Annotated in this window: 21 protein-coding genes; 13 read left to right on the forward strand and 8 right to left on the reverse strand. The window is 39.7% G+C overall.

Annotated features, from left to right (window positions below; all coding sequences use genetic code 11):
- The first annotated feature begins 85 nt into the window (after nucleotides 1–85).
- Both KZP23_RS16830 and KZP23_RS16835 read left to right on the forward strand, forming a co-directional pair.
- Nucleotides 86–718 (forward strand): HAD family hydrolase, encoded by a 633-nt coding sequence (locus KZP23_RS16830; protein ID WP_226332929.1) that lies wholly within the window; start codon nucleotides 86–88, stop codon nucleotides 716–718.
- Nucleotides 708–1,814, forward strand: a complete 1,107-nt coding sequence (locus KZP23_RS16835; protein WP_226332930.1) for a site-2 protease family protein — start codon at nucleotides 708–710, stop codon at nucleotides 1,812–1,814. The genes KZP23_RS16830 and KZP23_RS16835 overlap by 11 nt, the downstream gene beginning before the upstream one ends.
- A 68-nt stretch (nucleotides 1,815–1,882) precedes the next feature.
- Here the strand turns inward: KZP23_RS16835 and KZP23_RS16840 are convergent, their stop codons facing one another.
- The 6 genes from KZP23_RS16840 to KZP23_RS16865 all read right to left on the reverse strand — a co-directional run bounded on the left by KZP23_RS16840 (nucleotide 1,883) and on the right by KZP23_RS16865 (nucleotide 9,410).
- The gene (locus KZP23_RS16840; protein ID WP_226332931.1) at nucleotides 1,883–2,188 is read right to left on the reverse strand and encodes a rhodanese-like domain-containing protein; all 306 of its coding nucleotides are present in this window, start codon (nucleotides 2,186–2,188) and stop codon (nucleotides 1,883–1,885) included.
- A gap of 2 nt (nucleotides 2,189–2,190) precedes the next feature.
- Complete coding sequence (locus tag KZP23_RS16845) at nucleotides 2,191–4,035, reverse strand: T9SS type A sorting domain-containing protein (protein WP_226332932.1); 1,845 nt, start codon at nucleotides 4,033–4,035, stop codon at nucleotides 2,191–2,193.
- Nucleotides 4,035–4,808, reverse strand: a complete 774-nt coding sequence (locus KZP23_RS16850; protein WP_226332934.1) for a PASTA domain-containing protein — start codon at nucleotides 4,806–4,808, stop codon at nucleotides 4,035–4,037. Before KZP23_RS16850 ends, KZP23_RS16845 begins: the two co-directional genes overlap by 1 nt.
- Before the next feature lie 155 nt (nucleotides 4,809–4,963).
- Nucleotides 4,964–8,026 carry a T9SS-dependent choice-of-anchor J family protein gene (locus KZP23_RS16855; protein WP_226332935.1) on the reverse strand — a complete coding sequence of 1,021 codons (3,063 nt, stop codon included), beginning with the start codon at nucleotides 8,024–8,026 and terminating at the stop codon, nucleotides 4,964–4,966.
- Nucleotides 8,027–8,054: 28 nt separating this feature from the next.
- Nucleotides 8,055–8,306 carry a NifU family protein gene (locus tag KZP23_RS16860; RefSeq protein WP_226332936.1) on the reverse strand — a complete coding sequence of 84 codons (252 nt, stop codon included), beginning with the start codon at nucleotides 8,304–8,306 and terminating at the stop codon, nucleotides 8,055–8,057.
- 9 nt (nucleotides 8,307–8,315) lie between these two features.
- Nucleotides 8,316–9,410 carry an Mrp/NBP35 family ATP-binding protein gene (locus tag KZP23_RS16865; RefSeq protein WP_226332937.1) on the reverse strand — a complete coding sequence of 365 codons (1,095 nt, stop codon included), beginning with the start codon at nucleotides 9,408–9,410 and terminating at the stop codon, nucleotides 8,316–8,318.
- A 237-nt stretch (nucleotides 9,411–9,647) separates the two neighbouring features.
- On the opposite strand from KZP23_RS16865, the gene dnaG reads away from it, so the two are divergent.
- The 4 genes from dnaG to surE all read left to right on the forward strand — a co-directional run bounded on the left by dnaG (nucleotide 9,648) and on the right by surE (nucleotide 14,757).
- The gene (gene dnaG, locus KZP23_RS16870) at nucleotides 9,648–11,618 is read left to right on the forward strand and encodes a DNA primase (protein WP_226332938.1); all 1,971 of its coding nucleotides are present in this window, start codon (nucleotides 9,648–9,650) and stop codon (nucleotides 11,616–11,618) included.
- An 82-nt stretch (nucleotides 11,619–11,700) separates the two neighbouring features.
- The gene (locus tag KZP23_RS16875) at nucleotides 11,701–12,936 is read left to right on the forward strand and encodes a bifunctional 3,4-dihydroxy-2-butanone-4-phosphate synthase/GTP cyclohydrolase II (protein ID WP_226332939.1); all 1,236 of its coding nucleotides are present in this window, start codon (nucleotides 11,701–11,703) and stop codon (nucleotides 12,934–12,936) included.
- A gap of 111 nt (nucleotides 12,937–13,047) precedes the next feature.
- The gene (locus KZP23_RS16880) at nucleotides 13,048–13,680 is read left to right on the forward strand and encodes a hypothetical protein (RefSeq protein WP_226332943.1); all 633 of its coding nucleotides are present in this window, start codon (nucleotides 13,048–13,050) and stop codon (nucleotides 13,678–13,680) included.
- Between the two features lie 297 nt (nucleotides 13,681–13,977).
- Nucleotides 13,978–14,757 (forward strand): 5'/3'-nucleotidase SurE, encoded by a 780-nt coding sequence (gene surE / locus KZP23_RS16885; RefSeq protein ID WP_226332944.1) that lies wholly within the window; start codon nucleotides 13,978–13,980, stop codon nucleotides 14,755–14,757.
- 62 nt (nucleotides 14,758–14,819) lie between these two features.
- On the opposite strand, the gene KZP23_RS16890 is transcribed toward surE, so the two are convergent.
- Nucleotides 14,820–15,695 (reverse strand): inositol oxygenase, encoded by an 876-nt coding sequence (locus KZP23_RS16890; protein ID WP_226332946.1) that lies wholly within the window; start codon nucleotides 15,693–15,695, stop codon nucleotides 14,820–14,822.
- Between the two features lie 363 nt (nucleotides 15,696–16,058).
- Here KZP23_RS16890 and KZP23_RS16895 point away from each other — a divergent pair, with 363 nt between their 5' ends.
- Genes KZP23_RS16895 through KZP23_RS16910 form a run of 4 tightly spaced genes read left to right on the forward strand, consistent with a single transcriptional unit; the run spans nucleotide 16,059 to nucleotide 18,488 of the window.
- Nucleotides 16,059–16,388 carry a hypothetical protein gene (locus KZP23_RS16895; protein WP_226332947.1) on the forward strand — a complete coding sequence of 110 codons (330 nt, stop codon included), beginning with the start codon at nucleotides 16,059–16,061 and terminating at the stop codon, nucleotides 16,386–16,388.
- 21 nt (nucleotides 16,389–16,409) lie between these two features.
- On the forward strand, nucleotides 16,410–17,039 hold the full coding sequence (locus KZP23_RS16900; RefSeq protein ID WP_226332949.1) for a hypothetical protein: 630 nt from the start codon (nucleotides 16,410–16,412) through the stop codon (nucleotides 17,037–17,039).
- Nucleotides 17,021–17,791, forward strand: coding sequence for a sensor histidine kinase (locus tag KZP23_RS16905; protein WP_226332950.1), 771 nt, complete (start codon nucleotides 17,021–17,023; stop codon nucleotides 17,789–17,791). Before KZP23_RS16900 ends, KZP23_RS16905 begins: the two co-directional genes overlap by 19 nt.
- On the forward strand, nucleotides 17,784–18,488 hold the full coding sequence (locus tag KZP23_RS16910; RefSeq protein ID WP_226332951.1) for a response regulator transcription factor: 705 nt from the start codon (nucleotides 17,784–17,786) through the stop codon (nucleotides 18,486–18,488). The genes KZP23_RS16905 and KZP23_RS16910 overlap by 8 nt, the downstream gene beginning before the upstream one ends.
- Nucleotides 18,489–18,667: 179 nt before the next feature.
- Here the strand turns inward: KZP23_RS16910 and KZP23_RS23165 are convergent, their stop codons facing one another.
- The gene (locus tag KZP23_RS23165) at nucleotides 18,668–18,751 is read right to left on the reverse strand and encodes a hypothetical protein (RefSeq protein WP_226336542.1); all 84 of its coding nucleotides are present in this window, start codon (nucleotides 18,749–18,751) and stop codon (nucleotides 18,668–18,670) included.
- A gap of 194 nt (nucleotides 18,752–18,945) precedes the next feature.
- On the opposite strand from KZP23_RS23165, the gene KZP23_RS16920 reads away from it, so the two are divergent.
- From KZP23_RS16920 to KZP23_RS16930, 3 genes are read left to right on the forward strand one after another with little or no spacing between them, the layout of a single operon-like run.
- Nucleotides 18,946–19,494 carry a phage tail protein gene (locus KZP23_RS16920; protein ID WP_226332953.1) on the forward strand — a complete coding sequence of 183 codons (549 nt, stop codon included), beginning with the start codon at nucleotides 18,946–18,948 and terminating at the stop codon, nucleotides 19,492–19,494.
- Nucleotides 19,495–19,546: 52 nt separating this feature from the next.
- Nucleotides 19,547–20,707 (forward strand): ABC transporter substrate-binding protein, encoded by a 1,161-nt coding sequence (locus KZP23_RS16925; RefSeq protein ID WP_226332954.1) that lies wholly within the window; start codon nucleotides 19,547–19,549, stop codon nucleotides 20,705–20,707.
- The gene (locus tag KZP23_RS16930; protein WP_226332956.1) at nucleotides 20,704–21,651 is read left to right on the forward strand and encodes a methionyl-tRNA formyltransferase; all 948 of its coding nucleotides are present in this window, start codon (nucleotides 20,704–20,706) and stop codon (nucleotides 21,649–21,651) included. The genes KZP23_RS16925 and KZP23_RS16930 overlap by 4 nt, the downstream gene beginning before the upstream one ends.
- Nucleotides 21,652–21,664: the final 13 nt, after the last annotated feature.

Consider the following 21,664-nt stretch of genomic DNA (forward strand, 5'->3'; position numbering starts at 1 on the left):
AATCGAAATCGCTTAGATAACTTTTTCCTTGCTTTTGGGAATGCAATGTTACATATTTGATTTCAAAACAACAACATTTACCTATATGAAAATTGATAAAAATGTGGATTTTTTTGTCTTCGATCTCGGTGGAGTGATCATTGATTTGGATATTCCATTTACCCTCAAGCAATTAGATGAAAGTTTAGTAAATGGTAATAATACGGTTAAAGAAAACTTTATGGCGCATCCTGTACACCATGCCTATGAAAAAGGGGAAATTGACGATGCTACTTTTAGAACAGAAATAAGAAATGTTTTCAAAAAAGAATGGACAGACCAAGAAATAGATAGTATTTGGAATGCGATGCTGGGGAAAATCCCAATGCATAAAATCGAATTATTGAGAGCGCTTAGGAAAACACATCCAGTTTATATGCTTTCCAATACCAATGCCATTCATTTTAGAAGGGTAGAGGAAATTTTATTGGCAGAAACTGGCGTTGGGAAATTTGAAGAGTTGTTTGACCACCTATTCTTGAGTTATGAAATGGCGTGTAGAAAACCTGATACGATAATTTATGAGAAGGTCTTGGAGCATATTGGTCAATCAGGTGAAAAAGGAGTTTTTTTTGATGACACTGCTCAGAACCTTGTTGGGGCTGAAGCGGTTGGTTTAAAGACTTGTCATATTAATCACCCTAATGCATTGATGGATTACTTTAATAATGTACAGTAAAAAAGAATATTTCCGCCATATATCCCTTTTCATTGTTACCTTTATTTGTGCTACGCTTGCAGGCGCAGAGTGGCTGTATGGAAGGTCTTTGATTTCCAGTGAAAACCCATTGACATGGCCTTATTTTATTAAATCAATGGCCTTTTCTATTCCGTTTATAGGTATACTTTTGATCCATGAATTGGGACATTTGTTTACTTCCATTTATCATAAGGTCAAGTCTTCTCTGCCTTTTTTTATTCCATTTTGGCTGGGCTTTATAGGTGCCCCATCTATAGGAACCATGGGGGCGATCATTAAGATGAAGTCCATGGTCAGTAGTAGGAAAAAGTTTTTTGATATTGGTGTAGCTGGACCTTTGGCAGGATTTATCATTGCCTTTGGGGTTTTGGTTTATGGCTTTGTGAATTTACCTGAGGCAGACTATATCTATGAAATTCATCCTGAGTACCTAGATCCAGATTACAGTAAGGAAGAAGCTGCTGCTTTGGATATAGAACTGGGCTATAATTTGCTTTTTTTAGTTATGGAGAAAGCATTGGCTGATCCTCAGAAAATGCCCAATATGGGAGAATTGATTCATTATCCGTTCTTATTTGCAGGTTATCTCGCCCTGTTTTTTACAGCATTGAACTTATTGCCCATTGGACAATTGGACGGTGGGCATGTGATTTTTGGATTGTTTCCCCAAACTCACAAGCTGATATCCTTGGTCTTTTATAGCCTTTTTATGCTTTTTGCTGGGCTAGGAATTGTCAATCCCTACATGGATACCAGTTATCTCCTTATTGCTTTGCCACTTTATATTGGCTTTGTTTTCATCTGTTTTAGAAAGACCAGCCTTAGTCTTCAGTCCAAATGGGCATTGGTGCTGAGCATAGTGGTCTTGCAATATTGTATCAGTTATTTTTATCCCCAGGTGGAAGGCTATAATGGATGGCTTCTCTTTGGGTTTCTGTTGGGCAGGGTAGTGGGGATTGAACACCCGCCAGTGATTGATGGTAGACCATTAAATGGCCCCAGGAAAGTTCTCGCTTGGTTGGCTATTCTGATTTTTATCCTATGTTTTACTCCCCAGCCTTTTCAGATTAGTTGATAGTGCCATAAAATCTTAATTAATAGGAGAAGATAGGAGGGGATCAAATAGAAGAAGAGTAGGAATTCCTACTCTTCTTCTAATTCTCTATAAGCTAAAATTCCACCAAGTACATTTCTTACCTTGGTATAGCCTTTGGTCTCTAAGAATTGTTTGGCATTTCCACTTCTGGCTCCTGAGCGACAGTGGACCACCAATTCCTCATTTTTGTATTTTTCTATTTCCTCTAAGGAATGTGGGAGCTGTGCCAAAGGAATGTTTAGGGCCCCTAAATTATCCTCCTCATATTCCCATTCTTCGCGAACATCCAAAAAGGCAAACTTTTCATTTTTGTCTAACCTTTCTTTTAATTCTTCTACTGTAATGTCTTCCATAATTATTTTACTAAAATTCTAATTGTTTGGGTAGTGTTGCCTTTCCAAGCTTTGATAAAGTAAACACCTTCTTGCTTGCTGACAAAATTAATGATTTTACCATTTTCAGAAGGTGCTACAGAAATATTTATTTCCCTGCCAAATGCATCATACATTTTGACAAGGTCAAATTCTCCTTTTATGTTAACCCTATTTTGTGTAGCAGGGTTCGGGTATGCTTCTATTCTTGAGCCTGGTTGGGTATCTTCACCAACTTCTGGTGGATCTATTTGAAGGTGGGGGCGGATCATTAGAGAACCCTTTACTTCTGTATTTCCCTGCCAAGTGCCATTGGTATTATAAAACACTTCCTCAGAGCTGTCATTGGATTTATCTAAGCCGATATGGACAAATTCATTGGTGAATTGCATAAAGCCCACATAAAACACACCATCTACTTGTATGGCAGTATCCAATTCGAATTTGGTAAATGTTTCCAGAGACGTTTTAGCTTGTATCAATACTTCTTTTGTGAACTTTGCAGGCTCCTCTGGATCGGACCAAATCATTAGGTCTACAGCTGTCCCACTTTGGGCGGCATTGGTGAAGTTGATACTGATGGCATTGATATATGCAGTTTCAGAACTTTCAAATCTTACTGCTAACATCCCAGATCTTTGGTTGATACCAGCGGCATAATCCACGGTGCCCCGGTCATAGGCATAATAATCCTGAATGGAAATAGTGGTTTTGATGCTATCATTGATGCGGAAATCGACAGACTCATGATAAGTGGTATCATTGTCTTGAATTTCATCAATGAGATAATTGTCTCCCGAACTTAAATAAACCAAGCTTTCCATATCAAAAGCTACTTCCCTTTCTTCCATATTCCACGTAGTAGGGGAAGCACTGCTAAAATCCCTACGTTCATTGGCTAGTGGAACCGGATTAAATGGTGTATTGGCATTTAAGCTCATGATAAGTGCTTTACTCTCCTTTTCCCTAAGCAGAATGGAATATTCCATTGCCCGGAACCGATCATTTAGATTATTAAATTGGTTGTGGATGCCGGTCAAAAGGGGAGTAGGATCGGCATTTAGCTCAAATAAAGGGATGGTATTGTATTTTCCAAAGAAGTTACTGTTTGCTTGAGTTAAGGCTCGGTCCTGATAATTCAAATCGCTTGGATTTCTGCCACTATTCAGAAAGATATAATCAACTAACCAAGTATCAAAAGGACCAGAGAACCTTCCCGAATTTTGGAATTTGAACTGAAAATCGCTGTGGAAATAAATTGGTGCCAAAGGCAATATTTCCTGTTGGAAGTCTTGTATTTCTACGCCACCATACTGCTCCCATGCTGTATTCCAATTGCCCAAGGAATCCAAAAACAAAAGCGCCAGTTTGTCCGCTTCATCAGGTAATTCAGCTTTTCCACCAGCTTGCCAGAAGAAACTGAAATAAGTACTGGTTCTCTCATGTTCTTCCAGTCCGCCCAAGTCAATTACTTGGGATGTCAACTGATCAGAGGGGCCGGAAAGGGTAATGTCCGTGCTATATGGCTGTCCGTTGGATTTGGTGCCATCCAGCACCGCTACGCCGATGCTAGGGGCGTCTATGGCTGCGCCAAAGCTTATGTTTGCTCCTTGATTGATCCATTTAGTGGTGTCGATAGAACTGGAAGAGAAATCGTCCCAAAATGGCAAAAGCAAAGGTGTCACCTGAACCTTTGCTTGAATGTTTTTTCTTTTTGATACTGGGGTGCTCCTGTCCACTCCCAGCTGCCTCAATTGTGCTAGTGCCTGCTGTGTGAAAAATGGCAGAAATATCAAAAAGTAAATCCCTATTTTAGCTTTTAAGCGCATTAAAAATTGTTTTCATTTGCTAATTCTGAAATCCATACATCTATTAATTCTCCGGTTTTGGCTTTAATGCCAGGAGGAGGTAATTGTTTGATAATTGTGCCTTTTGGTACCGTGTCAGAAGGAACATAACTAATCCTTCCTAATCTAAGCCCTGATCCCACCACTAGGAATTCCGCGTCTGACTCTTCCATGCCCACCAAATTTGGAATGGCCAAGGTCTGTTTACCCAATCCATCTCCCACGACAAGATCAATCTGCGATCCTTTCGGGATTTCAAAGCCTTCCTTGATCGTTCTTCCATGAAGTTTTTGGTCCAATACTACATTTGGGGCAATATCCGGAACATAAATGATTTCTCCCCTAACCAAACCATAATTGGCCAGCACTTCTTGTGCATTTTCCAAGGGGCTATTGACCAAATTAGGCATTTTGATCAAAGGTGCGTTTTGGGCATTCAAGGTAATGTAAATTTTCCTACCTTGCTTGACCTTGGCACCTGGCCTTGGATTTTGCTTGAGGACAGAGAGTGGTTTGGCATCAGCCACGAATCCACTATCGGCGGAAACTTCATACCTTAAATCGCGATCATCCAAATAATCTTCGATTTCATCATAATGAAAATTCTCTAAATCAGGTACGGTTACCGTCTCTCCGTGATTGGTATATCCAGGTAGGTACACCTCAAAAAAGAAAAATAATAAGGCAAATAATAATCCCAAGATGATGATGAGGTGGGTTAAGATTTTTTTTGTGCCTGCTTTTATAGTACTCATTGATGAAAATTTGGTTATTAATCCCCTGTAAAGGTAATTTTAATTTTGTCTTCTAAGAATGATTTTTTTGATAAATCGTTTACATCACCATAATAAACGTGCCAATAATTGTCAGAAACCGCTTATGTTATCAATCTTATTGCCGCAGATCAAGATTAATGAATGATCAACCTTTTGGTAATCGCCAAACTTTCACTTTGAATCTTAATAATAAATACACCTTTTGTAAACAGGGAGGTGCTAAAGCTATACGTTTGGTTGAGGGTTCCTGGATAGGTGACATCATGAACCACTTGTCCAGAAGTAGCCATTACCTGTATGCGTATATCCTCAAAGTCCTCCAAATTAAATGCGATATTAAAGATATCTGTAGCAGGATTTGGATAGACAAGTGCATTGCCATTTCCAGGATTTACTGGATCTGGGTTATTGGAAAGGAAGAATTCTATATTATCCAAATATACAGGGTTGGAATTGGCTGCTGCGTTTTCAATGACAAAAGCCAAGCGAATATGATCCATTTCATTGCCGGTAAAGACAGAAAGGTCAATAAACTCCCTCATAAATTCTTCATCAGAATTAGGATTAACAGGAGCAGATCCCGCAATGGTATTGAGTTCCTCACCAGTATAAACAGCGAGTTCCTGATCAAAATGAACACCCCCATCAGTACTTAGGAGTACCTTCATGCTGCTGCCTTCTTGCATTGCACTGGCTGCTCTTTCAAAGAATATGCTTGCCTGAGGTGCTTTACTCAAGTCCATAAGCGGAGAGGCAATCCAATAGCTATTGTTGCTGCCTTCAATCTTAAGACTGGCCAAATTATCCCCTGTTTCACCGGTTTGTTTTACAGCTAATTCCCAGGCATTTTCACCGATTTCAGGACTAAGACTTAACCAAGGTGCCAATTCGAGGGTATTGTCAAAGTATTGTCGCCATGGAGCCTGTATACTATCAGCGTCTTGAACATAATACCTTAGGATGGTACTGGAGCTATTGTTATTTTGGTCGAAATTCGGAGAATGGAGCCTGTATTCTACTTCATTAAGCCCATCAATCAAAGCATTAGGCAGTTCTAACAGGATACTTTCTTCAGGAGCTATATTATTGCCTTCAGCAATGAGTGTTTGTAAGCTAGCACCATTTACCCTTCTATCCAGTAGGAAAGTATTCACGGGCAAAGTCCCTGTATTGGTAAGCCTGAGGACTTCGACTGCTTGGGAGCCGTCAGTGATGGGAGAAGGACTGATGACCTCTTCCAATGCCAAACTGTAATTCATTTCTTCAGTAGGCCTGATACTGATGTTTTTGATAAAAAGGTTATTTCCGTAGCCATTCACGGCTATAAAAGCAATCCTGATATTTCCAAGGTCTGCATATTCTTTAAGGTTAACTATCTCTGTCCTGAATTCTGTTTGTTGGGAGGGGATATAGTTGTCTTCACTTTCCTCAGCTGTGATCAGGCTATCCTGGGTTTTAGCATAAGGAGGGTTGAGTAGATCAAAGCTATTTCCGCAATCTGTGGATATACCGATGATCAAAGCATCATCCAAGCCTTCTTGCGGATAGGGAGCATAAGCTACTTCAAATACCAATTGGGCATCGGGATAGTTGCTTAAATTGATTTGTGGCGAAATGAGATAATCCCGTTTACCAGCAGCATCATAATTATAGAAATTGATCCCTATTGCCTCTTGAGGGGTACCGTTGATATTTAAGGTTTCTTTGGTCCATGTGATGCCTCCATCCTCATTTTTGACTGTCCATAAATTGTCAAAATCATTGGATTGATAGGCATACGGAAGGTTTAATTCAACTTGTAATTGAGGGGACGAGCCCAGGTTATTATTCGCATTATTGTCATCAGCCGCACCGTTGACCGTAAGGATTTCAACTTCGAAGCTGTTTTCGTTTGCTGGTAAGCTCAGGCTTGAAAATTCAAGTTGGGCAGATTCACCCTGGTCCAATATTAGGTTGAAGCGCTTTTGTTCGATGACCTGTCCATTTAGACGGATGACAAGTTCTGCACTGCTGATTGGGTTAATACCAACATTAAAGACACTTATTTGGGGATTTAATGTAGCGGAGCAGATATAGTTTTGAGGAGCAATGATCTGTTCAAGTGCAAGGTCGGTGGGATAGATAACAGGTTCTTGAGTGGCCCTTCCATTGACCAGATTGACCCTTCTGGGGCTATTGGCCAGCACGACATTCATTCTTTCCAACTGGCCAGCAGTAAAAATGTTCATGCAACGGTCAGGGGTATAATCCATGTAATTCTCTATCATGTCCCTTGAGTTACAGGTTTCTCTAGGGGTAGAGCGGCAATTGGTATTACTGGAACTTTGGTCGGGAGTATCCATAACGTAATCATCAACATCACAGCCTCCATCTCCCCAAATATGTCTTAAACCTAAATAGTGCCCGATCTCATGTGTAGCTGTTCTGCCCAAAGAGCCAGATGAGGCATTTCCACCAGTTCCAAAATAGCGGTAATCTATCGTGGTTCCATCGGTTTCATTTGAACTTGGGGCAAAGTTTAGCCCATCCAAATCAGAAATAGGAAAGGAAGAATAACCTATGTAGGGGCTTTGAAGTGTTACTACCCATAGGTTAAGGTATTCGTTTGAATCCCAGTAGGATAATTGACTTATAAGGTTGGCATCTGCTTGGGTGTAGGTTGATTTGGTTCCCTGTACCCTGTTGATCCCGTCAGTGGGGAGACCTTTGGGGTCCTGTTTGGCCAGCACAAATTCAATATAAGTATCGGCTGCCACCTCCAAAAACTCAGCAGGAGTATTGGAGGCGTCTTCGTTTAATCTTCTAAAATCCTTATTGAGAATGTCTATTTGTGCCTGAATTTGGGAAAGTGGGATATTTGCACCCTCACCTAATGGCTCACCATTATGAATTATATGAACTACCACGGGGATTTTCCTGATCTCAGTAGCTGCTGATCTGATCTGGGGTTGTAGTTTTCTGCTTTGGATTTTATCTGACATCCAAGCTTCAAAATAATCTTTTGAACCAAACAATCCCAATTCTTCTTCCTGCTTTGCCTCTAAATACCCCGCAGCACATTTTTCAGGTTCCTTTTGAAAGCTCTTTTCAGTTTGGTAGATATTGGCTTGGATATTTTGGGCCAAGACTGGGGGGAGTTCAAAAAACAAAAAGGACAAGACCAACTTTATCCTCAAAATTAGTATTATCCTTTTCATTAATTACTTCTTAAAAACAGGTAATTGATTATTCTGCTACTGATATATTGATGGCTTCAACTCTATTGATTTCAGGAATAGCTTTTTTTACTGCCTCTTCTACACCTGCTTTTAAGGTCATGGTGGACATGGGGCAGGAGCTACAGGTTCCCGTCAACTCAAGTTGCAATACCATTTCCTCAGTTAGGCCCACAATCTTCACGTTACCACCGTCTGCTTCTAAATAGGGGCGAATGGTATCCAGTGCCGTTTCTATTTTTCCAATTAATTCAGTATCCATTTCTTTATTTTAGCTGTTAACCTGTACAACCTTGGTTTTGTTTTTATCTGCATTTCTGATGGCCACCTGTCTTGCCAGTGATTCCGCCAGATTTGAAAAGGCTTCCTGTGTCAGTCCTTCTTTCAATACTGCTGGATATCCGCTATCACCGCTCTCCCTAATTCCTTGTACTATAGGTATTTCTCCCAGGAAAGGAACATCAAACTTTTTGGCTAGCCTTTGTCCACCTTCTTTTCCAAATATATAGTATTTATTATCTGGTAATTCTTCAGGTGTAAAATAAGCCATATTTTCCACAACACCTAAAACGGGTACGTTTATTTGGGCTTGCTTGAACATGGAAAGACCCTTGGTAGCATCTGCCAAGGCCACTTTTTGAGGTGTGGTAATAATAACGGCTCCAGTTACCGGTACGGTTTGAACCATGGTCAAATGGATATCGGAAGTCCCCGGAGGCAGGTCTATCAATAAATAGTCCAACTCTCCCCATTCCACATCACTGATGAACTGCTTCAAGGCAGAACTGGCCATGGGGCCTCTCCAGATCACGGCACTGTCTGCTGGAGTCAAGAAGCCTATGGACATCAATTTTACGCCGTACTGTTCTATAGGGATGATGATATTTTTTCCGTCTTCTTGCTTCACTGCAGGCTGTTCCGCTTCTACATTGAACATGGTAGGAATGGATGGACCAGAGATATCAGCATCTATCAGACCGACCTTTGCTCCAGTGGCTGCCAATGCAACAGCGAGGTTGGAAGAACAGGTAGATTTCCCCACTCCACCTTTGCCCGAGGCGATGGCGATTATGTTCTTTACTTTGGGAAGTAGCGGGGCATTGTCACGCACTGTGGTGACATTGGAAGTCATGGTAATGTCCAATTCTAACTCAGGGCCAAACTCCTTTTCCAGTGCTTCTTCACAATTGTTTTTGATCAGTTCCTTCAATGGACAAGCAGGAGTGGTAAGTACCACTTTAAAACTTAATTTATTGCCTTCTGCCACAAGGTCCTGGACCATGCCTAAGGTTACCAGGTCCTTTTTAAGGTCCGGATCCTCTACTGTAGAGAGTGCTTTAAGTACCTTTTCTTTACTTATAATCATTAGGGATTGTAAATTTTGCGCAATTTAAAGCTTAATAATTCGATTTAAAACTGTTCAACAGAATATCTGGTTCTTTATGAGGATTATTGGATCCAATGCTATTATACAAGAATAAAAAATTCTGCTGTTTTGTAGCTATAACCCTTGGCTTTAAGGAATAGTTTCGGGTCTAGGATCTTTCCTGTCCTGTTTGTTTTCACAATACTTTTCTATCTTTGAGCATATTCTCCATGCAGCATGTCATTAAGTAATATCACAACAGAAAAAGTCAAAGATAGGGCCGATATTGAAGAGGTGGTCAATGATTATGTGCCTTTAAAAAAGAAAGGGCAAAACCTTTGGGCCTGTTGTCCATTTCATAATGAAAAATCACCATCTTTTTCTGTTTCACCCGCCAAGCAGATTTATAAATGTTTTGGCTGTGGTGCTTCAGGAGACGCCATTCAGTTTGTTATGGAGGTGGAAGGCATCGGTTTCAATGAGGCCATTCGACAATTGGCCCAAAAGTATGGGATTGAGATAGAGGAGGAAAGAGCCGCTACTCCAGAAGAGGTACAGGCCTATAATGAAAAGGAAAGCTTGTACATTGCCCATTCCTTTGCCCGTGATTTGTTTTCCAAAAACCTGCAGGAAACGGATGAGGGTAAGTCTATTGGATTGAGCTATTTTAAGGAACGAGGATTTAATCATTCGACCATAGAAAAATTTGATCTTGGCTATGCTATGGATAGCTGGGATAACCTGCACAAAACAGCTTTAAAAGCAGGACATACAGAAGATATTCTCTTAAAAGGAGGACTAATACTGCAAAAGGAAGGTGATCCTAGTCGTAAATATGATCGCTTTCGAGGGCGGGTGGTGTTTACCATCCATAACCTTGCCGGTAAACCTATAGGTTTTGGGGCAAGGATTCTTACCAATGATAAGAAGCAGCCCAAATACATTAACTCTCCTGAGACGGCCATATATCATAAGAGTGATGTGCTCTACGGGATGTACCAAGCCAAACAGTCTATCCGAAATGAGGATAACTGTTATTTGGTGGAAGGCTATACGGATGTTATTTCCATGCACCTGTCAGGCATCCAAAACGTGGTGGCTTCTTCTGGTACTTCTTTAACAGAAAACCAGATCAAACTGATCAAGCGTTTTACGGATAATGTGACCGTATTGTATGATGGCGATGCGGCTGGTATTAAGGCATCTTTGCGGGGGATAGATATGTTATTGGAAGGGGGGCTGAATGTAAAGGCTGTCGTTTTTCCAGATGGTGATGACCCTGATAGCTACAGCCGAAAGGTAGGTTCAGAGGCTTTTCAGCAGTACCTGAATGAACATGCCCGTGATTTTATAGCCTTTAAAATAGACCTGTACAAAGAGGAATCCGCTCATGACCCCATCAAAAGGGCAGATACAGTGAGGCAGGTCGTTCAGAGTGTAGCTAAAATTCCAGACCCTATTATCAGGTCTGTCTATGTGAAGGAGTCTGCTCGTCTCTTGCAGATGGAGGAGGAAATTGTTTTAGCAGAGCTCAATAAGATATTGCTAAAGGGCCAAAAGGAGGCCTATTTCAAAGGTAAGGAGCAAGGAGGACCGGCTGAACCTCCAATGGATTTCATGGCGCCTGACACCCCTTTCGAAACTTTTTTGCCAGAGGAGAAGGCAAAGATTTCTATTAGTGATTCATTGACGCTTCAGGAACGGGAAATGATCAGGTTACTGGTAAGCTATGGCTTTGAAAAGATCACCGAAGACCTTCATGTCTGTGAATATCTATTTGAAGAAACGGCTGATTTGGAGTTTGAAACCCCGATTTACAGGAAAATATTTGTAGAATACAAACGGGCGCTTAAGAAAGGGGTTTTGCCCAATCCTGATTACTTTATAAAATTGGATGATGGTGAGGTAAAAACAGAGGTGATCAATATGATTTCCCAAAGGCATGAGATGTCAGAAAACTGGCAACAAAAGCACATGATCTATACCAACAGGGAAGGGGACAATCTCCCCAAAACCACCTTCAATGAAATCCATCGGTTAAAGAGGAGGGTGTTGGAGAAAATGGTGGACGAAACCATTCAAAAAATAAAAATAGCGGAAGAGCAGGGGAATATAGATGAAGTGTCAGATTTTCAGATGGTTCTAATGGCACTTAATGATTCCCTTCGCGAAATAAACAAACAATTGGGAACAGTAAAATCAAGGTAGTCCAAACTAAATAAAGGCTTTCTCGGTTTTAGACAATAAAGGATGTATTTTTGCATCCGAATTGACCATTTAATCAAATAATATGGCTGAAGAATTAAAATTAGATTCCATCGAAGAAGCGATTGAAGCAATAAGGGAAGGTGAAGTGGTGATTGTGGTGGATGATGAAGATAGAGAAAATGAGGGTGATTTTGTATGTGCAGCGGAAAAGGTAACTCCAGAGATTATCAATTTTATGGCCACACATGGCAGAGGGCTTATTTGTGCCCCGATCATTGAAGATAGATGTGAAGAGTTGGGCTTGGAATTGATGGTAGGAAGAAATACGGCAGCTTACGAAACCCCGTTTACCGTTTCTGTTGATTTGATCGGCCATGGTTGTACGACTGGTATTTCTGCCAGCGACAGGGCCAAAACCATAAAGGCCCTTTTGGATGATGACATCCATCCTGATGAATTGGGGAAGCCGGGCCATATTTTTCCGCTTAAAGCCAAAAGAGGTGGGGTATTGAGAAGGACTGGACATACAGAAGCTGCTATAGATCTAGCGAGGCTTGCTGGTCTTTATCCTGCAGGTGTTTTGGTGGAAATCATGAATGAGGATGGCAGTATGGCAAGGGTGCCGGATTTGATGCAAGTAGCCAAAAAGTTCAACCTCAAATTTGTAAGCATTAAGGATTTGATTGCCTATAGATTGAAGAATGAATCTTTGATCAAAAGGGAAATAGGAGTGGAAATGCCTACTGAATGGGGAGATTTTGACCTGATAGCTTATAAGCAGACCAATACGGATGAAACCCATATGGCCTTGGTAAAGGGGGAATGGAAAGAGGGCGAGCCGGTTTTAGTTCGTGTTCACTCTTCTTGTGTGACCGGAGATATTTTTGGTTCCTGTAGGTGTGATTGTGGACCACAGCTGCACAGTGCTATGGAGATGGTGGACAAAGCAGGCAAAGGTGTGGTGCTTTATATGAATCAGGAAGGAAGGGGAATAGGTTTGATCAATAAGCTTAAAGCCTATAAGCTTCAGGAAGAAGGAATGGATACGGTACAGGCCAATTTGGCGCTTGGTTTTCCCATGGACAAAAGGGATTATGGCGTAGGAGCTCAGATCTTGAGGGACTTGGGGATTTCCAAGATTAAATTGATGACAAATAATCCAACCAAAAGAGCGGGACTTCTAGGATATGGCTTGGAAATTATTGAGACTGTTCCATTGGAGATAAGTCCAAATGCCCACAATGAACGTTACCTCACAACTAAGCGTGATAAAATGGGCCACCAAATTTTGAAAAAGCAAATTGACAAATTGAAATAAAAGATAAAGCTCTGATAAGTTCAGGGCTTTTTTCTTATAAAATGAGACGAAATAACTAACTAATCCGTCTAGGTTTTCGTTATTTTAATATAGATCAAAGCTCAAAATGACATGAAAAAATTATTCTATATATTGATTTTCGCATTTGCTTTTGTTCAAGTCGCTACAGCTCAGGATTTTCCTTCCGAGGTTTGGCATGACGGAAAAGTATTTTTGGACAATGGAGATACTTATCAAGGAAAGGTAAAGTATAATCTGGAAAATAATGTGGTACAGCTTAGAGGAGAAAGCATACAGACCTTTAGCAGTTCGTCCATTAGTAGGTTTGAAATATTCGATGAGTATTATGGAGGAATAAGGACATTTTACAGTTTGCCTTATGATATTAATAATAATGGTTATGAAGTGCCTATTTTCTTTGAATTGTTGACAGAAGGAGATGAGATTACCTTATTGTGTAGGGAGTTTATCACTACAGATACCAGGAGTATGGGGATGTACAATATGTATATGTCACCTATGTATGGAGCGCCAATGGGAAGGTCCAACAAATTAGATTTTGATTATTACTTTTTCACCGAGGGAGAAATTCAGAAATATAGTCAAAAGAAGAAAGAATTGATGACCTATATGGGAGACAGGGAAGACGAAGTCAAATTGTATATGCGTAAAAACAGGCTATCTCATGATAGTAGGGGAGATTTATTAAGAATTACGGCATATTATAATCAATTGAAAGAATAAAATTTATTTATATAATATATGATTATCCGTTTTAACACCTGTAAACTTATTTCTCACAGCATGTCCCGATTTATCGGGAGATTCCACGGATCTACACAGATTTAATTTAGTGTTTTTGAGGGATATGTGTTCTCTTTTTAGGAAATGTTCTGAATGGTAAAATTGCGGATATACATAATATAATATAAGTATGAAGAATGATGGATTTAAATCCATCATTCTTCATTTTAGGGAGAATATTTTATTTCTTTCCTTAAATTTGAATAAATAGCTTAACCTTTTAAATATTATATTTTAATGGCAAAACCCTTGATTTTAGTTTCCAATGATGATGGTATTACATCGCGTGGAATTAGAGTATTGGTAAATAGCATGAAGAAACTGGGAGACGTGGTTGTAGTTGCTCCCGATAGTCCGCAATCAGGCATGGGACACGCCATTACCATTGGTAATACACTTCGTTTGGATGAAGAAGAGATTTTTGATGATGTCTTGGCCTATAAATCCAGCGGAACCCCAGCAGATTGTGTAAAGCTGGCAAAGCATTATGTCTTTAATGACCGGAAGCCGGATTTGATTGTCAGTGGTATCAATCACGGTAGTAATACATCCATCAGTGTGCTTTACTCAGGAACCATGTCCGCAGCGATTGAAGGAGCGATTGAAGGTTACCCAAGTATTGGGTTTAGCCTCTGTGACTATAGTTCAAAAGCTGATTTTAGCCATGTAGAAGATTATGTTTATAAAATCGCCAAACAAGTACTTGAGCATGGAATGCCCAAAGGCGTGGCCTTAAATGTCAATTTCCCTCCGAAGCGCAATGAAGCTATCAAAGGAATCAAATTATGTCGACAGGCCAGGGCAAAATGGCAAGAGGAATTTGATGAGCGCTATGACCCCAATGGAAGAAAGTATTTCTGGATGGCGGGTAATTTTGTGAATTTTGACAAAGGGGAAGATAATGATGAGTGGGCCATTGCCAATAATTATGTGTCTGTGGTGCCTTGCCAGTTTGATATGACAGCCCATCATGCGATTACTCAGATGAACGAAGAGTGGGATTTAGATATAGAGTAATCGGTATAAAATTAAAAAATCCCTGCAGTATGAAAGATAGCTGCAGGGATTAAAATTGGGATTTAAAATTTCAAAGTAGTTGGCAGGTATTTTGCCACAAGATCTTCATAGTAGGGTCTTAACTTTTTTGCATCCGGTGGGACAGGAACCTTGGAGTATAGATCATAAGGGTTGAATTTGTTCACCCAATCAAACATTTTTTTGTCATGTTCATTCATCAAGTGTTCATAGGCATTTTCTCTATGCTGGGCATAAAAAGAATGGTACCTAATCATGTATAGTGCTTCCTCTGGAAGATAATCCTTGACCATTTGGTAGAGATATTCATCATGGCCCCAAGACATCTTTATATTGTCTAAACCACAATTTGGACTGTAAATCCCGTATTTGGTATTTAGCTCAGGGTTTTTACTATCTGGATTAGCATCAAAGAACTCGGGAAAGACAATCTTATCAGAATGCGCACAGCCTACAGGAAAGGTGTCACCTACAACGGCCCATTGTGGTTCTCCAAATAAGCAAAGTACTTTTCCAAAATCATGGATAAAACCCGTTAGAACAAACCAATCCGGATGTCCATCAGCTCTGATGGCCTCTGAAGTTTGTAGCAAATGTTGGAGTTGGTCAAGGTCTGTATCAGGGTCTGAATCGTCTACCAAGGTGTTCAAAAAGTCCACAGCTTCCCAGAAGCCCATTTCTTTTTTATTGAATTGTAGGAATTCATCTTCCTTTGCTTTTACAAAATCCAATGTTTGGTACTGGTGGTTCAGTCGGTAAAATTCCTTGACAGTTTCCTGTCGGCTTCCATCCTGATAATTACGGTACTCTTCTTTGGATTTATCTTCTGCAGGATCCGGATATCTGGCGATGAGATCTTTTTCCCAATCCTCAATGTTTTGGAGAGGGGAAATTTCTTTTTTGGAATAGTTAGCTTTCACAATAGATTACAATTAATGATACATCAATTTTATTTTGAAACGCAGTGTTTAAGAGCCTGCCATTTCATTATTTAATAAATCAAGATTGGGGATATAAACTATTATGAATAACCAAATGTAAAAATAATTTGATAAAATCTACTGAGAGGGGCCAAAAACTTAAGGCTATGATAGCCTTGTTCGTTAGTAAAAGGTATGAATTTGTCAGTAAGCAAAGTAATTTTGTCAATGAAAGGAATGGATATATTTTTTATTTTCTCTTTTCAGGTTTTGATAATCTTATTTTTACAAGTAGCTTGCAATAGTTTTGAAAGTCACTAATCAAATTTTTAAAATTAAGTTTTTTAATTAAACCAAAATCAAATGAAAAATACTGTTCCAAAAGAAACCGCCAAGAAGTGGATGAAAAAGTGGAAAAACATGGAGAAGGATTATAATAAAAAAACTCCTGTAAATGGTTTTTTAATTCCATTGATTGATTTGCAAGAGGTTATGGCAGAGCCAGGAGTAACAAATGTGAGAACCTATATAGGTATCGATGATAATGATATGGAAAAATTGCTCATAGTGGGAGTGGATGAAAATGGTAATGACATGATAGATGAAGCCAAAGGCCAAAGTATCTATGATTTCACACAACCATGTCCACCAATGTGCGGAGAGATGGCACCAGATGGACTATTAAGCATTTAAATTTTCTTGCTAAAAAAGGAAATGTATCTATATAATTGGTTAACCTATTTTCATCTCCTTTTTTACACTTTAATGGTGATCTTTGGTTGGAGGTCTTTCTTAAATGCTAAGCTTCCAACCAAAGTATTTACCGTTGTTTTTAGTTTATTGTACTTCGTACAACTGCTTTCATTGGTCTTTGCCAAGTTGGCCATAAATAATTTACTGTTCTTCCATCTTATGCTGCTTATACAGTTTATTGGCTATAACCTGTTTTATTGGTTGATCCTTCCGGCCAATAAAACCAAAAGTTTTGCCTTGGGCTTAATGTTCTTTTCAATGGCCATTATTCTGGTTGAATACTATTTGAATTGGGAAAAGCTTTACAATGTATACGGTGGCTATGGTTATTTTGCCCTGAATATTAGCTTTGTTTTCTTCTCAATTTATTATTTGGTGCATGATATCCTGAATGATCTGGCCTTGGATTTTAGGTATTTAAATTATGCCATGTTGATTTATTCGGGGGGCAGTTCCATTATCTTTTTACTCGGGGACAAACTGGGTAATTTAGGTATCGGGGGACAAGTGCCCATTCTGATCATCAATATTGTTTTGCATCTTCTTTACCAAGTTTTTTATGCAATAGAAATATGGAAAATCAGGAGATAACCAATTATATATTATTGGCACTGATACTGGTAATGGTACTGACCATTATCATCATTGTTTCCATAGAATATATGCGAAAGAAGGTAATGAATGAAAAAATGTTGAATGCAGAGCTTAAGCTTAAGCATCAGACAGAGCTTTTGCATACTGTCATCCGTTCGCAGGAAGAAGAACGCAGGAGGGTTTCTGATGCCTTGCATGATGATATAGGTTCCAAATTAACCACTTTAAAACTGAGTTTGCATCAGCTTTTTTCCTCAGGTGAGCATGGTAAATTGGGTGAAGAACTTTTGGGGCTGTCCGAAAAGGTAGTGGACAGAACCCGGGAAATATCCCATGCCTACTCTCCTTTGATTGTTGAAAAGTTTGGTTTGGAAGCAGGTTTGGAAGAATTGGTAGCGGATTTAATTCAAGGGGAAAAACCACAAGTGTATCTTCAATTTGATTTCGATGAATCAAGATTGGATAAGGAAACACGCTTGATTTTATTCAGGATTTGCCAAGAACTGCTCAACAATACATTAAAACATGCCAATGCCCAGAATTTAAGCATGTCATTAAGTACAAAGGGAGATGTCTTGGTGTTTATCTATACAGATGACGGCAGGGGAATGGACATTGAAAGTAATTCCTCTGGCATTGGGATGCTAAATATCCGGAATAGGGTAGAGATGATGCAGGGACAAATGGATATGGAAAGTAGTGTAGGCACTGGGCTCAAGATTACCATAAAAAAAACATATCATGGGTAAAATGATAAAAATAGCCTTGGCTGATGATGAGGTCCTATTCCGGACCGTGATGAAAAAAATGCTTGAAGATACAGGGGATTATCAAGTGCTTTTCGACGTGGGAAATGGCCTTGAGCTGACTCAAAAATTGGAAGAAACAAGCAAAGGACTTTTTCCAGACTTGATATTGATGGACCTAAAGATGCCGGAATTAAATGGTGTAGAAACTACAAAGATAATTACGAAGAAATATCCGCATCTTAAGGTTGTGGCCCTTACTACCCATCAAGGTAAACCCTTTATCCTCAATATGCTCAATTTAGGGGCAGCAGCTTATATTACTAAAAGCTGTAGTCCCGAGGAAATGTTGGATACATTAAGGGAAGTCAGCCACAAGGGGTTTTATTATAGTGATGAGGTACTTCAAGTTATCCATGAAGATTTCCATACAAAAAACGGGAAAAACAGGCTTTCCATGCTGGATGCGGGTTTTATTACCAAAAGGGAAAGAGAAGTGCTTTTGCTGCTTTGTAAACAGTACAAGACCCAGGAGATCGCCGAAAAATTATTTTTAAGTGAGCGGACAGTGGAAGGGCACAGGAATAATCTCTTAGGAAAGACCAATTCCAAGAATGTTGTGGGCTTGATTGTATATGGCTTACAGCATGGGATCATTGAGCTTTCCGATTTGGTTGATCCGCTCGGTTTTGATGAATAAGGTTTTGTTTTTGTGTAGAAAGATTTGATGTGTTCCCAGCAAAGTACTGCCATTATATAGTTTTTTAGAGGGCAAAGATTGTGGTATTAGACCAACCAAGTATTTCTACCTGATTTGTTAAACTAGGATTTTTACGCTGTTGTAGAAGCTCATTTTCCAAGAAATTTGATTTTAACATATTAAAAAACGCTTATTTGAAATTTGTTCAAACAGGATTGTGAACAAAACTGGTTGATTTTACCAATATTTCTAAGTGCAGCCATCAATTAATCTAAGCTAGTTATTAAGTGGTGCAGAGATCAATAGGAAAAGCTTAAAAATATGATTTCGCAAAAAAAAAGTTTGGTCAGCTGTTAAATAAAATATCAAAATTAGTCAATCCGTAAATATTTGTGTATATTCAACTTAAATTTGTTAATATTTAACAATTATTTTTCATTTTTAATCAACGAATGTTATGTCAACAGAACCATTTATAGGCGAAGTAAAGTTGTTTGCCTTCAATTTTGCACCAAGAGGCTATTCCTTATGTGAAGGCCAAGTATTACCAATTTCTACCAATACCGCATTATTTTCCTTGATAGGGACCTATTATGGAGGAAATGGAACCACGACCTTTGCCTTACCTGACTTAAGAGGTAGAATGCCAATAGGTCAGCATCAAGGACCTGGTTTACCTAATTACACTATAGGTGAAAAAGGAGGGACTACCAGTACAAATATTTTAACTTCTAATTTGCCAGCTCACGAACATAGTGCAGCTCCAGTTAATGTTAAAATACCGGTTTCATCCAATCTAGCTGAAGAAAGCTCTCCAGTAGACGGTTATTTGGCTTTATCCACTTCAGAGAACTACAATAGTAATCCTAATGCTTTTTACGGAAATGTTCAGGTATCAGGAACTACTGGAATTACCGGTGGAAATATTCCAATAAGTATAGTTAATCCTTTTTTAGCTATGAATTATTCGATAGCTACGGTGGGTATCTTTCCGAGTAGAAACTAATTTTAATAATACGGTCCAAAACTTTAAGGTTTGGACCGTATTCTTTTTTATTATGAAAAAAGTTGGACTACTATTGCCCAGATCGACTTATTATGCCTCAATTGGTTTTGATATGCATGAAGGACTTAAGCAAGGCCTACTTGCACAGGGGGATTGTGATATATCCGTCATATCGGAGAATATAGGATTTGGTACCGATCATCAAAAATGTTATGAGGTGGTTGAAAAGTTTTTGCTAACAGAGGAAGTGGATGTTGTTCTAGCCTATATCAGCCATAGAACAGCCCAGCTCTTAAGACCCTTGTTTAAGGCCGCCAATAAAATCTTGGTGGTTTTGGACAGTGGTGCTAATTTGCCTCAGGAATGGCCGAGTTCGACCAATACGCTATACCATTCCCTGCATAATTCACTCGGGAACTGGTTGGCTGGGGAAAAAGCATCACAAGTCGGTTTAAAAAAAGCTGCATCAATTACGGGATATTATGATGGGGGCTACTTGCATACTCATGCAGGTTTTGTGGGCTATACGCATTCAGGTGGTAATATTCTATTTAACCATGCTACTGGCTATAAGAAGGAAGATTTTAACCTGACAGCACTAAAGGAGCACCTAGCATTATCACAAAGTACGGACTGTTTTCTGTCACTTTTTAGTGGAGATTATGTACAGTGGTATTTTCAGGAACTAAACAAGCATTTTAATTCGGATGAATATACCGTAATACTTCCTCCATTTGGCTTAGAAGAATCGGTATTGTCCGAAACCTTATTTCCAAACCAAAAGATAATGGGGGTGGCTGCTTGGAGCAAAAACTTGGGGAATAAGGAAAATAGTAACTTCATAGACCAAATGCTTCAAAACGGTAAGATTGCCAATCTATTTTCCTTGTTGGGATATGAGGCCGCATTCTTTGTAACTGTTATCATTAAGTTAATGGCAGAGAATCATCAAAATGGAAAAGAAGCATGCAAAAGCTTGATGGATATGGAATTCCAGACCCCAAGAGGTAAGGTGGTATTTCATAAGGCTACACAAACATCTATCGCTCCAATGTATCATGCGGAGGTTGTTCCAGATGAGAAGCGGATGAGCCAGGTAAATGTAAAAGAAGAAATAGACCTTGGACAGGTTTTCGATACTTACGATAGTATGGTCAGCATCCCGTTGAATAATGCTACCTCAGGATGGATCAACAGCTATACCTGCATATGAATACCGCAAGAAAGATAGTGGTTTTTTGTGCCGGAAAGTCAGCCCTTCCTGCTTGCCAGGTCCTACATTTGGAGGGGTGTTTGGCGGGAGTGGTTATAGGTGGTCATGTCTCCGAATTGGAGTCTGGTTTATCTGCCATCTATGGATCATCGATCTCCCAAATTACTATTAAAAACAAGTTTGATTTTGGTAAATTAACTAAGTGGCTCGAGCGCATTGCTCCTGATGCCCTGTTTTGTATTGGTTTCCCTTATTTGGTGCCGGAAAGTTTGTTGGAAGCTTACCCTCAAAAGTGGATCAACTTCCATATGGGCAAATTACCGGATTATCGAGGCCCCATGCCGATTTTTGAAACCCTGAAAGCAGGAGAAGAAGAAGCAGTGCTTACGATCCATTTAATGGATAAAGATTTTGACCGGGGAAATATCATTTGGGAAGAAGAGATCAAACTGGATGAGGTGGAGACTTTCGGTTCCTTAGCGGTAAAATTTGCGGAGCAGATTGCCCTAGCGGCACAAAACACCTCTCAAATGCTTCAGTTTGGCAGTGTTTTACCTTCCAGCCCCCAGCCCGATTCATCTGCCTATTGTCCTTTTCCTACCCAACGGGACACGTCGATCAATTGGGCCTATATGAATGCCAATGAAATCATACACTTGTGCCAGGCCTGTAACCCTTGGAATGGGGGAGCGGATACCGCTTGGGGAAGGACTTCATTTAAACTGATCAAGGCCAAAAAACTGATAGGAGAAAAGCATCAGCAAGCTCCCGGGACGATATTATCAGGAACGGGGCAGGTGCATATTGCCTGTGTGGATGAAGAGGTGTTGGTCTTGGAAATAGTTAGTAGTGATTACGGAACAGAACCTGCACCGATTTTCTTTTCTAGGGTACCGCAGTTCTCAGGGGTATTGGGAACTGAAAAGGCGATGCATTTTCAGTAGAAATAAGTACAGC

Origin of the sequence: Echinicola marina (assembly GCF_020463795.1) — a bacterium.
GTDB lineage: Bacteria > Bacteroidota > Bacteroidia > Cytophagales > Cyclobacteriaceae > Echinicola > Echinicola marina.